The organism is Microbacterium sp. Cr-K32 (genome assembly GCF_000708345.1).
In the GTDB taxonomy this organism is placed as follows: domain Bacteria; phylum Actinomycetota; class Actinomycetes; order Actinomycetales; family Microbacteriaceae; genus Microbacterium; species Microbacterium maritypicum_A.
The window spans coordinates 108,268-122,728 of the sequence record NZ_JARD01000006.1 but is presented as its reverse complement, the minus strand read 5'-3'; the positions used below and the strand labels follow the sequence as shown (position 1 = coordinate 122,728).

The window sequence follows — 14,461 nt, the reverse complement described above, 5'->3', positions numbered from 1 at the left end:
CTCCTCGATGACGAAGAGGCTCGCAGCCCTCGGCAGGGCGCGGGAGTTCGGCATCCTCCTCGCCCTGGCGCTCGTGATCATCGCCGCGACGACGAACAACTCGAACTTCCTGTTCAGCCCCGACGGCTGGCGCGACCTGCTCCTGACGCCCTCGATCCTCGTGCTCGTCGCCGTCGGACAGGCCATCGTCCTCATCACCCGCAACGTCGACCTCTCGGTCGGCTCGGTCATGGGGCTCACCGCCTACCTCACCGGTCGCCTGTTCATCGACGTCCCCGGCATCCCGATCACGATCGTGGTGGTGGCCGCCGTCGTGTTCGGAGCCCTCCTCGGACTCATCAACGGGGCGCTGGTCGCCTTCGCCAAAGTGCCCGCCATGGTGATCACCCTCGGCACGCTCTACGCCTACCGCGGCATCAACGTGCTGTGGACCGGCAGCGACCGGGTGAACGCCTCCGACATGCCGAAGGACTTCCTCGCCCTCGGCACCGGGCAGCTCATCGGCATCCCGATCCTCACGATCGTCGCACTCATCGTGCTCGCCGCAGCCGCCTGGTACATGAAGAACACACGCGGCGGCCGCGAGTACTACGCGATCGGATCCGATCCCGCGGCCGCGGAGCTCTACGGCCTCCGCGTCACGCGCCGCGTGCTGACCGCCTTCGTCGTCTCCGGTGCACTCGCCGGTCTCGCCGGAGTGTTCTACGCCGCCCGCTACGGCACCATCAACTCGCAGGCCGGAGCCGGGTGGGAGCTGGATGCGGTGGGCGCGGCCGTGATCGGCGGCGTCGCGATCACCGGCGGCATCGGCTCGGTCTGGGGGGCGGCGATCGGTGCGGTGCTGCTGCTCACGATCAACCGGGCCCTTCCCATCCTCGGCATCCCCGACTTCTGGCAGCGCGCCGTCGTCGGCCTCCTGATCATCGGCGCGATCGTGCTCGACCGTGTCCTCGCCGTCCGCCAGAAACGACGGCTCATCGAAGCGAGGGACAAGTCATGACCGCCGCGACCGCGACCGCGACCACCCGGGTGATCCGCGACTTCGACAAGCCGGTCTGGCGGCGTGTGCTCCTCACGAGGGAGATGGCGATCGTCGCCCTGCTCGTCCTCGTCGTCATCGCCTCCGCGAGCACGGTGCGCGGCTTCGGTCAGCCGATCACGCTCACCTACCTGCTCCTCGACATCGCCCCGATCCTCCTGATCGCCCTGCCGATGACGCTCGTCATGATCACCGGCGAGATCGACCTGTCGGTCGGCAGCATGGTGGGGCTCTCCAGCGTCGTCACCGGAGCGCTCGTGCAGGGCGGGATCCCCTTCGAGGTCGCCGCGCTCGCCGCGCTGCTCGTCGGTCTGGTCGGCGGTGCCTTCAACGGGTTCCTCGTGACCGTCGTCGGCCTGCCCTCGCTCGCGGTGACCATCGGAACCCTCGCGCTGTTCCGCGGCCTCGCGGTCGGCCTGCTCGGCACCGCGGCGGTCACGGAGTTCCCCGAGTTCTGGACCGACCTCGCCAAGGCGAAGCTCGCCGGCACGACGATCCCCGTGGTCATGATCCCCTTCCTGCTCCTGCTGGTGGGCTTCATCCTCCTGCTGCACTACACCCCGTTCGGGCGTGGTGTGTACGCGATCGGACTGTCGAAGGACGCCGCCAGGTTCTCGGGCGTGCACGTGGAGCGGACGAAGTTCATCCTCTTCGTGCTCTCCGGAGTGGTCGCCGCGTTCGCCGGGGTGTTCTACACGCTCCGCTACGGCAGCGCGCGAGGTGACAACGCCACCGGCCTCGAGCTGCAGGTGATCGCCGCTGTCGTCCTCGGCGGGGTCTCGGTGTTCGGCGGGCGGGGAAAGCTCTACGGCGTCGTCGCCGCGGCCCTGCTCATCGGCTCACTCGCCAGCGCGCTGCGACTGATGAACGTGACCTCCGACGTGATCAACATCATCACCGGCGCCCTGCTGATCGTCTCGGTGGTCGCCGCCAGCTTCCTCGCCTGGCTGCAGAAGGCTCGGCGCAGACCAGGACGTTCGACCACCGGCGCCGCACCCACAGCTTCATGACGCCGACGCCGCAATAGCGGCACCCCTCACGAAAGGAACAGAACAATGATGTTTGCACGCAAGCGTGTGACCGCGTTCGCCGCCATCGCGGTGGCCGCAGCGGTCGCCCTGTCCGGATGCGCGAGCACCGGCAGCGGAGACGGCGGCGACGGCGGCGGAGACGGCAACCTCGCCATCACCTTCCTGCCCAAGAACCTCGGAAACCCCTACTTCGACACGTCGAGCAAGGGCGGCAAGGCGGCCGTCGAGGAGTTCGGCGGCACGTTCGCCGAGGTCGGGCCGGCCGAAGCCACCCCCGATGCGCAGGTCAGCTACATCAACACGGCCACGCAGCAGGGTGTCGGAGCACTCGTCGTCTCGGCGAACGATCCGAAGGCGATCTGCGACGCGCTGAACGAAGCGCGCGACGCCGGCGTGAAGGTCGTCACCTTCGACTCCGACACCAACCCGGAATGCCGCGACGTCTTCATCAACCAGGCGGACTCCGAGGGCATCGCGAAGGTCCAGGTCGACCAGATCGCCGAGCAGATCGGCGGCGCCGGAGAGATCGCCATCCTCTCGGCCTCGGCCAACGCGACCAACCAGAACGCCTGGATCGACCTGATGAAGGAGTACCTCGCCAGCGATTACCCCGACATCACGCTCGTCGAGACCGTCTACGGCGACGACGACGACCAGACGTCGTTCGACAAGACCGCGGCCCTGCTGCAGACCCACCCTGACCTCAAGGGCATCATCTCGCCCACGACGGTCGGCATCGCGGCAGCCGCCCGCTACCTGTCCACCTCCGACTACAAGGGCAAGGTCGCCCTCACCGGTCTCGGCACCCCGAACCAGATGCGCGAATACGTCGAGGACGGCACCGTCACGTCGTTCGCGCTGTGGAACCCGGAAGACCTCGGCTACCTCGCGGCCTTCGCGGCGCAGACGCTCATCGAGGGCGACATCACGGGCAAGAAGGGCGACAGCTTCACCGCCGGTGACCTCGGCGAGTACACGGTCGGAGACGACGGCGTCGTGCTGCTCGGCGACCCGTTCGTGTTCAACGCCGACAACATCGGCGAGTTCGACTTCTGATGGACACCGGGCGCCCGGCCGGCACAGTGGTCGGCCGGGCGCTCGCAGAAAGGCCCTCATGACCCGCGTATGCGTCAAGCTCCAGGTGCGACCGGAGCTCCTGGACGAGTACCGCGAGCGTCACGCGCCCGTGTGGCCGGAGATGCTCGCCGAGATCGCGGCGGCCGGACGCCGCAACTACTCGCTGTTCCTCGCTCCCGACGGTGAGCTCATCGGCTACTACGAGACCGATGACGACGCCGCGGCCCAGGCGTATCTCGCCGCGTCGCCCGTCGCCGCGCGCTGGGAGGCCGAGATGAGTCGCTTCTTCGTCGGCCTCGACGGCCGACCGGACCAGGCCGCCCCCACACTTCCCGAGGTGTTCCACCTCGAAGACCAGCTCTCCTCCTTCGGTCTCCAGAACGAAAGCAGTGCATCGTGAGCATCCTCACCCCCTCGAACCTCGCCATCCTCGAGAAGCAGGGCATCGAGCTCCCCAGCTGGGCCTTCGGCAACTCCGGCACGCGTTTCAAGGTGTTCGGCACCCCCGGCACGCCGCGGGATCCGTGGGAGAAGATCGCCGACGCCGCCCAGGTCAACCGCTACACGGCACTCGCTCCCGCGGTGGCGCTGCACATCCCGTGGGACGTGGTGGACTCGTACTCCGATCTGCGCACGCACGCCGAGGATCACGGAGTCACCCTCGGCACGGTCAACTCCAACACGTTCCAGGACGATGACTACAAGTTCGGCGCCCTCACGCACGAGGACGCCGCGATCCGGCGGAAGGCGATCGACCACCACCTGGCCTGCATCGACGTGATGGATGCGACCGGCAGCCGCGACCTCAAGATCTGGCTGGCCGAGGGGTCGAACTATCCCGGCCAGGCCGACATGCGCGGGCGCCAGGACCGCCTGCAGGACTCGCTGCAGAAGATCTACGACCGCCTCGGCGACGACCAGCGCCTCGTGCTCGAGTACAAGTTCTTCGAGCCGGCGTTCTATCACACCGACGTCCCGGACTGGGGCACTTCGTACGCGCAGGTCAGCGCGCTCGGCGACAAGGCGATGGTGTGCCTCGACACGGGCCACCACGCCCCGGGCACGAACATCGAGTTCATCGTGATGCAGCTGCTGCGCCTCGGCAAGCTCGGCTCGTTCGACTTCAACTCGCGCTTCTACGCCGACGACGACCTGATCGTGGGCGCGGCCGACCCGTTCCAGCTGTTCCGCATCCTGTTCGAGGTGATCCGCGGGGGCGGCCTGAACAACCCCGACGTGGCGTTCATGCTCGACCAGTGCCACAACGTCGAGGACAAGATCCCCGGCCAGATCCGCTCGGTGCTCAACGTGCAGGAGATGACGGCGCGTGCGCTGCTCGTCGACCGTGACGCGCTCGCCGTTGCCCAGAGGTCGGGCGACGTGCTCGCCGCGAACGCCCTCTTCATGGATGCCTTCTACACCGACGTGCGGCCCGCCCTGGCCGAATGGCGGGAGTCGCGCGGTCTCGCCGCCGATCCGATGGCCGCCTATCTCGCCTCCGGCTACCAGGAGCGGATCGCCGCCGAGCGGGTGGGCGGAGTGCAGGCCGGCTGGGGCGCCTGACCGCAGGTCCCCTGCAGAGCAGTACGCCGCCCGGCTCAGACGTGGGCGGCGTACTGCTCTCGGATGATCGGACGGTGGTCGACCGCGAACGACCGCGCCTCGCCGTCTGCCCAGGACGGGCGCTCGTCCGTGAGGGCCCAGGCCGCCTGCACCGCCGCCCCTCGGGCGACGGCCTCGTCGATGCCCGGCACCACGATCGGCACATCGAACACCTGAGCCGCGATCTGCGAGACGGCGGGATTGCGCGCGGCCCCACCGATGAGCAGGATGCGGGTGGCCGGCACGCCGCACCGACGGATCGCGTCGAGGCCGTCGGCCAGACCGCACAGAAGACCCTCTACCGCAGCGCGCGCCAGCGTCTCGCGTCGTGTCGAGGCGAGCGACATGCCGAACAGCGTGGCGGTGGCATCCGGGCGGTTCGGGGTGCGCTCCCCTTCGAAGTAGGGCTGCAGGACCAGGCCGTCCGCTCCGGGTTCGGCGGCCAGCGCCAGGAGGGCGAGTGCGTCGTGATCGACGCCGAGCAGTCCGGCCACCGTATCGAGCACGCGGGCCGCGTTGAGGGTCGCGACGAGAGGGAGATGATTCCCGCTTCCGTCGGCGAAGCCGGCGACGGTTCCGGTGGGGTCGGCGAGGGGCCGATCCGCGACCGCGAAGACCGTGCCGCTCGTGCCGATCGAGATCATCGCGTCGCCCGGTCGGGCACCGAGTCCCAGCGCACCACCGGCGTTGTCGCCCAGACCGGCTCCGACCGCGGTGCCTCCGGGCATGACGCCCATCCGCTCGGCGGGCCCGAGGACGCGGGGGAGAATCGGGACGCGACCGAACGCACGCTCGAGCAGGTCGAGGTCGTAGGCGCCTGTGGAGGCGCTCCAGTACGCAGTGCCGCTCGCGTCGGAGCGGTCGGTGGCGAGGGCGTCGAGGGCGGGACCGAGCGCGGACGCACCGACGGGCCCGTACCCGCGCAGTCGCCAGGAGAGCCAGTCGTGGGGCAGGGCGACCGCAGCGACCCTGGTTGCGTTCGCGGGCTCGTGATCACGCAGCCACCGCAGCTTGGCTCCGGTGAACGACGCCACCGGCACGACTCCGACCCGACGCGCATACTCCTGCGCGCCGACCTCCGCCACGAGCGCCGCCGCGGCGTCCGCACTGCGCACGTCGTTCCAGAGCAGCGCGTCGCGAACGACGTGCCCCTGTGCGTCGAGTGCCACGAGCCCGTGCTGCTGCGCGGCGATCGAGATCGCGGCCACGTCGTCCAGACCGCCGGCGTCGACGATCGCGTGCTGCAGGGCCGACCACCACGCCTCGGGAGCGACCTCCGTGCCGGGCGGATGCGATGCCCGTCCGGTGCGCACCACCGCCCCGGTCGCGAGTTCGTGCACGGTCACCTTGCAACTCTGCGTGGACGAATCCACGCCGGCGACGTACGTCGACGGCATCTGCCTCTCCCTCATCCGTGAACGACCCGAGCCGCGAAGACGCCGAAGCATCCTCGCGGCTCGGGTGCGGCCGTCACTCCGACTGGCCGGTGAGACCCTCGTAAGCGATGTTGCCGCTCTTGAGGTTCTTGTTGGTCATCTCGCTGAGGTTCTTCAGGAACGCGTCGCGCTCGGTGACCACGTGGCCGATCGCCTCGTCGACGTTGTCCTTCGTGATCGCGGGCATCAGGTAGACCGGGTTCTCCTTGACGTCCTCTCCGCGCACGATGGCCGCGGCGTAGGCCACGCCGGCCGACAGCTCGACCGTGCCGTTCTGCAGCGAGGTGCCGATGAAGTCGCCGTTCTTGACGGCTTCGAGGCCGTCGGCGATGCCGTCGATGCCGACGATCGGCACGTCGGTCATGCCGGCTTCCTTGAGGGCCTGCAGGGCGCCGAGGCCCATGTCGTCGTTCTGGGCGATCACGCCGTCGATGTCGTCGCCGAAGGCCGAGATCCAGTTGCTGACCTTGTTGACGGCCTCGTCGCGCTTCCAGTTCGCGGTGTCCTTGGCGAGCACCTTCACGTCGGGGTTCTCGGCGAGCACGTTGTCGATGCCCTTGCCGCGGTTGATCTCGCCCGAGCCTCCGAGCGGACCCTGCAGGATGATGACGTTGCCCTTCCCGCCGAGGGCTTCCATCATCATCTGCGCTTCCTGCTCGCCGGCGGCCACGTCGTCGGGCTGCACCGAACCGGTGAGGTCTTCGCTGTTGAGCGAGGCGTTGACGTCGAAGAAGGGGATGTCGGCAGCCTTCGCGGCGGCGATCTGCGGCTGCAGCGAGTCGGCCTGCACCGGGATGACCACGATCGCGTCGACACCGGCGGTGACGTACTGGTCGACCTGGCTCGCCTGGGTGTTGACGTCGAGCCCTGCGGAGTTCCACAGGATCTCGATGTTGTTCTCCTCGGCGTAGCGCTCGATGCCCTCCTTGCCCTCGGTGACGAACGACGACATGTCGTAGACGCTCACACCGATGGTGATGCGCTCCTGGCCGCTGTCGTCTCCGCTGCCGGCATTCGCGTTCGGGTCGCCCGCGCCGCATCCGGCGAGCATCAGCGCGGCGACGGAGGTGACGGCGAAAGCCGCGGCGATGCGGCTCTTCTTGGTGAACATGGGATTCCTCTCGTTGGATGGTGCGATGAAGCAGGGTTCTTCGTCGTGATCGGTCAGCGGCTTCGTCGTCGGGTCGCCCACACGTCCACGGCGACCGCCGCGACGATGAGCACCCCCTTGATGACCTTCTGCCAGTAGGCGGGCACGGTCAGGATGTCGAGGCCGTTGTTGAGGGTCTGGATGAGGAGCAGTCCGAGGGCGGTCCCCCAGATCGAGCCGCGGCCGCCGAGCAGGCTCGCGCCGCCGATCACGACCGCCGCGATCGCGTCGAGCTCGTAGCCGACGCCGAGGTTCGGAGCGCCGAGCGTGACACGGCTGGCGAGCATGACGCCCGAGATGCCGGCGAGCATGCCGGAGATGGCATACACGCTGAAGATGGTGCGGCCGACGTTGATGCCCGCGATGCCGGCGGCGATCGGGTTGCCGCCGATCGCGTAGACCCGCATACCCCAGGCGGTGCGGCGCATGATGATCGCGAGTCCCAGGATGCCGACGATCATCAGGATGACCGGCAGGGTGAGCCCGCCGAACTGGGCATTGGCGATGCGGGAGAAGTCGGCCGGCAGCCCGGTGATGGGGGCGCCGTTGCCCGCGACGTAGGCGACACCGGACGCGAGGGTGAGCATGCCGAGCGTCGCGATGAAGGGTGGCACCTTGATCACCGACACCACGAAGCCGTTGATGGCCCCGGCGATGAACCCCACCACGACTCCGGCGACGATCGCGAGCCAGATCTGATCCGGGAACGCCTTCGCGGTGAGGCTGCCGAACACGGCCGCTGCGGCGATCACGCTGCCGACCGAGAGGTCGATGCCACCGGTGAGGATCACGAGCGTCTGCCCGAGGGCGATCAGGGCGAACGGTGCGGCCGCGACCAGGATCGTCTGCAGGTTGTCGACCGTGCCGAAGCGCGCGCTGCGGTAAAGGAAGAAGGCGATGATGAGCACCATCACGATCACCATCGCGTAGCGGATCGCGAGGTCGCCGAACCAGGTCGGGCTGAAGCGCTTCACTTCCGACTCGGGCACGAAGGTCGGCGCGGCGGTGCGGGTGTCGGTCATTGGTCGTCCTTTGCGGAAGGTGCGTCGGAGATGTCGAGTCCGCTCGCGAGTCGGAAGATGCGGTCCTGCACGTCGGGTTGCTGGAGGGCGGTGCGGTCGAGCTCCGCCACCACGCCGCCGTCCTTGAGCACGAGAGCGCGGTGCGACAGGGCGAGGATCTCCGGCATGTCGCTCGACGCCATCACCACGGCCATGCCCGAGGCGGCGAGGTCGGTGATGATGCGGTAGATCTCGCTGCGGGCGCCGATGTCGACGCCGCGGGTGGGTTCGTCGAGCAGCAGCACCTTCACCTCGCCGGTGAGCCAGCGCGCGAGCACCACCTTCTGCTGGTTGCCGCCCGAGAGCGTCTCCATCAGCTGCCCGAGACCACGGCTGCGCAGGCGCACGGAGCTCATCACCTCGGAGACGGCGTCCACGCGGCTGCGGCCCTTGAGCCATCCGGCGACCGAGAACTGGTTCATGCGCGGCAGGGTCGCGTTGGCGAGGATGTCCATGCTGAGCACGGCTCCCGCGCCCTTGCGGTCCTCAGGGACCAAGGCCATGCCGGCGGTGATCGCGTCGGCGGGGCGTCCGCGACGCACGCGAGCGCCTCCGACGGCGATCTCACCCGCAGTCGCGGAGCGCACGCCGAACAGCGCCTCGATCAGCTCGGTGCGTCCGGCACCGACGAGCCCCGCGAGCCCCACGATCTCACCGCGGCGCACCTGCAGGTCGACCGGCTGCGGGGCCGGTGTGTACTCGAGCCCGCGCACCGAGAGGGCGATGTCGTCGGAAGCCGGCGGCAGGTCGGGGAACAGGTCTTCGAGCTCGCGGCCGATCATCGCGGTCACGATGTCGTCGTCGCTGAGTTCTGAGAGCGGTGCATCCGCGACGAGGCCGCCGTCGCGGAGCACCACGACCCGGTCGGCGATCGCGCGGATCTCCTCCATCTTGTGCGTCGTGAAGAGGATCGCGACGCCGCGGTCGCGCAGCATGCGCATGCTCTCGATCAGGCGGGCGACCTCGCGCTCGGCGATCGCGCTGGTCGGTTCGTCCAGCAGCAGCACCCGCGCGCCGGTGCTGGTCGCCTTGACGATCTCGACGATCTGCCGCAGTCCCACCGGCAGCGATCCCATCCGGGCTCCGGGATCGATGTCGACGCCGAACTCGGCGAGCATCTGCCGGGCCTCCCTGGCCATGCGGCGGCGGTCGACCAGCCCGAACCGGTTGCGCAGCTCCCGCCCCACGAAGATGTTCTCGTACACCGTGGTGTCGAGGATCGAGGCCAGTTCCTGCGGCACGATGGCGATGCCGCGCTGGTGGGCGTCGCGCGCGGATCCCGCGGTGAGCTCCTCGCCGCGCACGAGCACACGACCGGCATCGGCCTTCATCTGGCCGGAGGCGATCTTCATGAGAGTCGACTTGCCGGCACCGTTCTCGCCCGCGAGCGCCGTCACGGTGCCCGGCACGAGGTGCAGCCCCACGCCCTTGAGCACGGGCACTCCGCCGAACGCCTTGCGGATGTCGATGCACGCGAGCATGTCGGGCTGCTCGTCGAGGGTGATGTTCCCCGTGCGCTCGAGGTCGGTCATGATTCCCTCGCGTGCTCGCGGTCAGGACGCACGATGCTCTTCAGGGTCGAGGGGTGCGAGGCGGAATCGAGAGCCTCGCGCACCTCGGCGAGGCCGAACGACCCGGTGACCAGCGCATCGAGGTCGACGGCGCCGGACGCGACCAGCTCGATCGCCGTGGGCCAGGTGTTCGCGTAGCGGAAGATGCCGGTGACGATCAGCTCGCGGTTCTGGATCGTGGAGACGGGGAGGGCGATCTCGTCGGCGCCCATGCCGACGAGCACGGCGATGCCGCCGGGCTTCAGTGCCGAGATGCCCTGCTTCACGGCGACGGGGGATCCCGAGGCGTCGACGAAGGCGTCGTATCCCGAGCCGAGCGGTCCGGCCGCCGGGTCGACGGCGGCGGTCGCGCCGAACCGGAGGGCGACCTCGCGACGCTCGGCCATCGGGTCGCTGATCACGATCTCGGTGGCACCGAATGCGCGTGCGGTCTGCGAGGTGACGATGCCGATGGGCCCCGCCCCGGTGATGAGCACGCGGCTCCCGGGTCGCACACCGGCCTTCTGCACGGCCGCGATGGCGACGGACAGCGGCTCCATCAGCGCTGCGGCGTCGTCGCTCACGGAATCGGGAACGGTGTAGGCGAAGTCGCCCTGGATCGCGACGTACTCCGCGAAGGCGCCGTCGATCGGCGGGGTGGCGTAGAACTCGATCCGTGGGCAGAGGTTGTAGCGCCCGCTGCGGCAGAACTCGCACACCCGGCAGGGGTGCTGCGGTTCGATCGAGACGCGCTCGCCGACGCGGGCGTCGTCGATGTCGGCCCCGACCGCGACGATCGTGCCGCCGGCTTCGTGGCCGAGGACGAGCGGCTCCTCCACGACGAAGTCGCCGATGCGCCCCTCGTGGAAGTAGTGGACGTCGGAGCCGCAGATGCCGACCGCGTTCACCCGCACGATCACCTGATCGGCGGACGGGATCGGCACGGGGCGGGTCGCCACCGTGAGCTCGCCGGCGCGCACCAGCACGCTCGCACGCATGGTCGTGGGCAGTTCAGTGCGCTTCATCGGGCTCCTCGTGGTGCGGGTGCAATCGTGGGGTCGTGATTGCTCGACCGACATTAGCCATGCTCGACGAATGAGACAACTGGCCGCTCATATGAGCGCAGAAGGAGAGATCGGGATATGCTGAACCGACCTGACACGATGCGAGACGAAGAGGCGACATGGGACCCGATGAACTGGTGCGGATCTCGCACGTCGCGCGCCGGCACTACCTGGACGGGCGGACGAAGATCGAGATCGCCGACGAACTCGGCCTCTCCCGTTTCAAGATCGCGCGGATGCTGGAGGATGCGCTCGAGCAGGGGCTGGTGAAGATCACGATCGAGGCACCGGACTCCCTCGATCTCGACCTGTCCATGCAGCTGCGCGCCCGCTTCGGGCTGACGCGCGCTCTCGCGGTGATCACTCCCGGCACCACGCCCGACCTCATTCAGGATCGGCTCGGGCGCGCAGCTGCCGACCTGCTCAGCGAGATCGTCACCGAGGGCGACGTGCTGGGGCTCACAGCCGGACGCACCCTGACCGCGATGGCCGGACACCTGCGCACCTTGGCGACGTGCGAGGTGGTGCAGCTCGCCGGCGTCGCCGCCCCCACGCCCGAGAACGGCGTCGAGGTGATCCGCCAGGTGAGCCGCATCTCGGGGGGACGCTCCCGCGCGATCTTCGCCCCGTTGCTGGTCGAGACCGCCGCCACCGCCTCGGCCCTGCGTCGCGAGCCCGGCATCATGGAGACCTTCCGCCGCTTCGACTCGGTGACCAAGGCCGTCGTCGCGATCGGTTCCTGGAGCCCGCCCGACTCGCAGCTGTACGACAATGCCGGGCGCGCGGGCGCGCTCGACGAGCTGCTCGCGGCGGGGGTGAAGGCCGAGATCTGCGCGACGCTCATCGACGAGAACGGTGCCGTCGTGGGGTCGGTGGCCGAGCGGTCTCTCGCGGTATCCACCGAGCAGCTGCGCCGTATCCCCGAGGTGATCGCGGTCGCGGGCGGCACCTCGAAGACGGGTGCCGTCGCTGCCGCCCTGCGGTCAGGGATCGTCGACTCCCTGGTGACCGATGCCGCTCTCGCCCGGCGCCTGCTCGAGACCGCGGTCTGAGCAGGACCGACCTGCCCGCTCAGCGGCGGACGGGCTCGTAGCGCCGCAGCTCGGTGGAGGCGCGCACCACGCGGCGCAGATCGCCGAGACTTCCGAGCACCGCGCCGTGCGCGCGGGCCTGCACCAGGATGTTGCCCATCGACGTGGCCTCCGACGGCCCCGCGACCACGGCGCGCCCCGAGCGGTCGGCGACGGCCTGCGCCAGGATCGACGACTCGGAGCCGCCGCCGACCAGGTGGATCACCCGCACGTCCACACCCGAGAGCGCCGCTGCTTCGTCGACCTGTCGGGCCACGAACGCCCCGAGACTCTCCAGCACCAGCCGCACCACGGCGGCGCGGTCGGTGGGCATGCGTCCGCCGGCCTCCGCGACGAGTTCCGCGATGCGCGCGGTCATCTGCCCGGGGCGCAGCAGGCGAGGGTCTCCGGTGTCGATCGGCACCCCGGTGCCCGGGGCGGCGTCGGCGCGGGCCAGCAGCTCGCGACGGGCGGCGGTGCTGCGTGCTCCCCAGCCGTCGAGCCCCCATTCCCGCATGCACTCGTTGATGATCCAGAGCCCGGCGGCGATCCGGAGGAACCGCACGGTGCCGTCGAGGCCGAGCTCGTTCGTGAAACCCGCCTCGCGGGCCCGGTCGCTCGTGATGAGGCGATCGACCTCGACACCCGTGAGGATCCACGTGCCGCACGACACGAAGGCGAAGTCCTCGTCGCGCGCGGGGACGGCGATCACGGCGCTGGCGGTGTCGTGCGAGGCGACGGCGGTGATGTCGGTGGCATCCCCGGGCGCCAGGATGCCGCCAGCCACACGCCCGGTCACGGTGCCGGGCGCGACGATCTCGGGGAAGATCCGCGCCGGCAGGCCCAGCGCATCGATCCGGCCGGCATCCCAGCCGGCACCGTGGGGGAGGGCCAGGCCGGTGCTGGAGACGTTCGTCGCCTCGGCGACCTCTTCGGCGCCGAGCCAGTGCGCGAGCAGATCGGGCATCAGCAGCATCCGCTGCACGGTGTCGAGACGCCCGGCCTCCCGGTCGGCCATCAGCTGGTAGATCGTCATGATCGGGAGGGCGGTGACCCCGGTGTCTCGAAAGGCATCGGCGGCGGGGAGGATCGCGTCGACGAGGGGGAAGCTGCGGTCGGTGCGGGCATCGCGCTGGTGGAAGGGGGCATCGAGCAGGCCGTCGTAGGCGAGCAGCCCGTAGTCTCCCGACCAGGCGTCCACGCCGACACTGGCGAAGGCGGGTCCCTCGCGGCGAAGCGCCGTGAGACCGGCGACCGCGTCGCGGTACAGCCGCTGGGCATCCCACCGCAGTCCGAGCTCGTCCGTGAACGCGCGGTTGCGGAACCGGTGCACCCCGTCGATCCGCAGCCGATCCCCGTCGACGGTCGCGCTCACGACGCGACCGCTGGACCCTCCGAGGTCGACGGCGGCAGCTCGGAAGGTCGCCGAGCCGAGGGGCAGTTCGGGCATGTCCCTCAGCCTAGGGTCCGGGCTTCCCGTCCGGCGGCCTCTCACACGCTGGTGTAACCACCGTCGATGAGGATGCTCTGCCCGATGACGTAGCTCGACCGCTCGCTCGCGAGGTAGACCAGGAGGTCGCCGAGCTCTTCGGGCTCCCCCATCCGCCCGGCGGGGATGCGCCGCACCCACTCGTCGGCCATCTCGGGGTTCTCCGCCACGAAGTCCCTGGTCATGTCGCTGGCGAAGTACCCCGGGGCGATCGCGTTGACGCGGATGCCGTGCGGCCACCACTCGATCGCCGCGCTCTTGGTGAACATCGACACCGCGGCTTTCGACGTGTTGTAGACCGCTTGGGTCTGCGGGATGTTCACCGCGAACGCCGACATCGACGACACGTTGACCACGCTGGCCGGGTTTCCTCGTGCGGCCTCGACGTGCCGGCGCGCGAACTCACGGCTCGTGACGAAGGTGCCGGTGACGTTGACGTCGAGCACCCGCCGCCAGTCCGCTGGCGTGGTGTCGAGGAGGGGCGTGCCCAGCGTGATGCCCGCGCTGTTGACGAGCACGTCGGCCACGCCCAACTGCGCGGCGACGGCGTCGAAGGCAGCCGCGACGGAGGCGTCGGAGGTGACGTCGACGCTGACGCCGATGCCACGCCGCCCCGTCTCGGACTGCAGGGCGTCGGCGGCATCGGCGACGGTGTCGAGGCGGTCGAGGAGGGCGACATCGGCGCCGGCGGTCGCCAGCGCCTCGGCCATGGCGTACCCGAGGCCCCGCGCCCCGCCCGTGACGACGGCGATGCGGCCGAGAAGAGGTTCCGTGGTGTTTCCGAGCATGAGCAGAGCCTAGCGGCGGCGCTCACCTCGCGACACCAGCCGCTCATATGAGCGCACAGAGTGAGGTTCGATGATCGGGGGATCGGCCCCGGCGCGCACACCGG

Annotated in this window: 13 protein-coding genes; 6 read left to right on the top strand and 7 right to left on the bottom strand. The window is 69.7% G+C overall.

Translation table 11 applies throughout. The features are described from left to right. Positions 1-7: 7 nt before the first annotated feature. From GZ64_RS0100945 to rhaI, 5 genes are read left to right on the top strand one after another with little or no spacing between them, the layout of a single operon-like run. On the top strand, positions 8-1,000 hold the full coding sequence (locus tag GZ64_RS0100945; RefSeq protein WP_036271616.1) for an ABC transporter permease: 993 nt from the start codon (positions 8-10) through the stop codon (positions 998-1,000). Beyond that, positions 997-2,049, top strand: a complete 1,053-nt coding sequence (locus GZ64_RS0100940) for an ABC transporter permease (RefSeq protein WP_029264813.1) — start codon at positions 997-999, stop codon at positions 2,047-2,049. Before GZ64_RS0100945 ends, GZ64_RS0100940 begins: the two co-directional genes overlap by 4 nt. A 45-nt stretch (positions 2,050-2,094) precedes the next feature. After that, positions 2,095-3,126: a rhamnose ABC transporter substrate-binding protein gene (gene rhaS, locus GZ64_RS0100935; protein ID WP_029264812.1), complete on the top strand. Its 1,032-nt coding sequence runs from the start codon at positions 2,095-2,097 to the stop codon at positions 3,124-3,126. 58 nt (positions 3,127-3,184) lie between these two features. Next, entirely contained in the window at positions 3,185-3,547 is a 363-nt protein-coding gene (locus GZ64_RS0100930; RefSeq protein ID WP_029264811.1) for an L-rhamnose mutarotase, read from the top strand. Next, positions 3,544-4,710 (top strand): L-rhamnose isomerase, encoded by a 1,167-nt coding sequence (rhaI, locus tag GZ64_RS0100925; RefSeq protein WP_021201643.1) that lies wholly within the window; start codon positions 3,544-3,546, stop codon positions 4,708-4,710. Before GZ64_RS0100930 ends, rhaI begins: the two co-directional genes overlap by 4 nt. Positions 4,711-4,745: 35 nt before the next feature. Here rhaI and xylB read toward each other — a convergent pair whose 3' ends face one another. From xylB to GZ64_RS0100900, 5 genes are all read right to left on the bottom strand, one after another. Continuing rightward, positions 4,746-6,146 (bottom strand): xylulokinase, encoded by a 1,401-nt coding sequence (gene xylB / locus GZ64_RS0100920; RefSeq protein ID WP_029264810.1) that lies wholly within the window; start codon positions 6,144-6,146, stop codon positions 4,746-4,748. A gap of 73 nt (positions 6,147-6,219) precedes the next feature. After that, positions 6,220-7,236, bottom strand: coding sequence for a substrate-binding domain-containing protein (locus GZ64_RS0100915; protein ID WP_373695394.1), 1,017 nt, complete (start codon positions 7,234-7,236; stop codon positions 6,220-6,222). 113 nt (positions 7,237-7,349) lie between these two features. Further along, positions 7,350-8,357, bottom strand: a complete 1,008-nt coding sequence (locus GZ64_RS0100910) for an ABC transporter permease (RefSeq protein WP_021201646.1) — start codon at positions 8,355-8,357, stop codon at positions 7,350-7,352. Continuing rightward, positions 8,354-9,928, bottom strand: a complete 1,575-nt coding sequence (locus GZ64_RS0100905) for a sugar ABC transporter ATP-binding protein (protein ID WP_081859627.1) — start codon at positions 9,926-9,928, stop codon at positions 8,354-8,356. Before GZ64_RS0100905 ends, GZ64_RS0100910 begins: the two co-directional genes overlap by 4 nt. Then, complete coding sequence (locus GZ64_RS0100900) at positions 9,925-10,971, bottom strand: NAD(P)-dependent alcohol dehydrogenase (RefSeq protein ID WP_029264807.1); 1,047 nt, start codon at positions 10,969-10,971, stop codon at positions 9,925-9,927. Before GZ64_RS0100900 ends, GZ64_RS0100905 begins: the two co-directional genes overlap by 4 nt. 158 nt (positions 10,972-11,129) lie before the next feature. On the opposite strand from GZ64_RS0100900, the gene GZ64_RS0100895 reads away from it, so the two are divergent. Next, entirely contained in the window at positions 11,130-12,062 is a 933-nt protein-coding gene (locus GZ64_RS0100895) for a sugar-binding transcriptional regulator (protein WP_029264806.1), read from the top strand. 19 nt (positions 12,063-12,081) lie between these two features. Here GZ64_RS0100895 and GZ64_RS0100890 read toward each other — a convergent pair whose 3' ends face one another. Further along, complete coding sequence (locus tag GZ64_RS0100890) at positions 12,082-13,530, bottom strand: rhamnulokinase (RefSeq protein WP_029264805.1); 1,449 nt, start codon at positions 13,528-13,530, stop codon at positions 12,082-12,084. Between the two features lie 41 nt (positions 13,531-13,571). Beyond that, positions 13,572-14,357: an SDR family NAD(P)-dependent oxidoreductase gene (locus GZ64_RS0100885; protein WP_021201651.1), complete on the bottom strand. Its 786-nt coding sequence runs from the start codon at positions 14,355-14,357 to the stop codon at positions 13,572-13,574. Positions 14,358-14,461 lie beyond the last annotated feature (104 nt).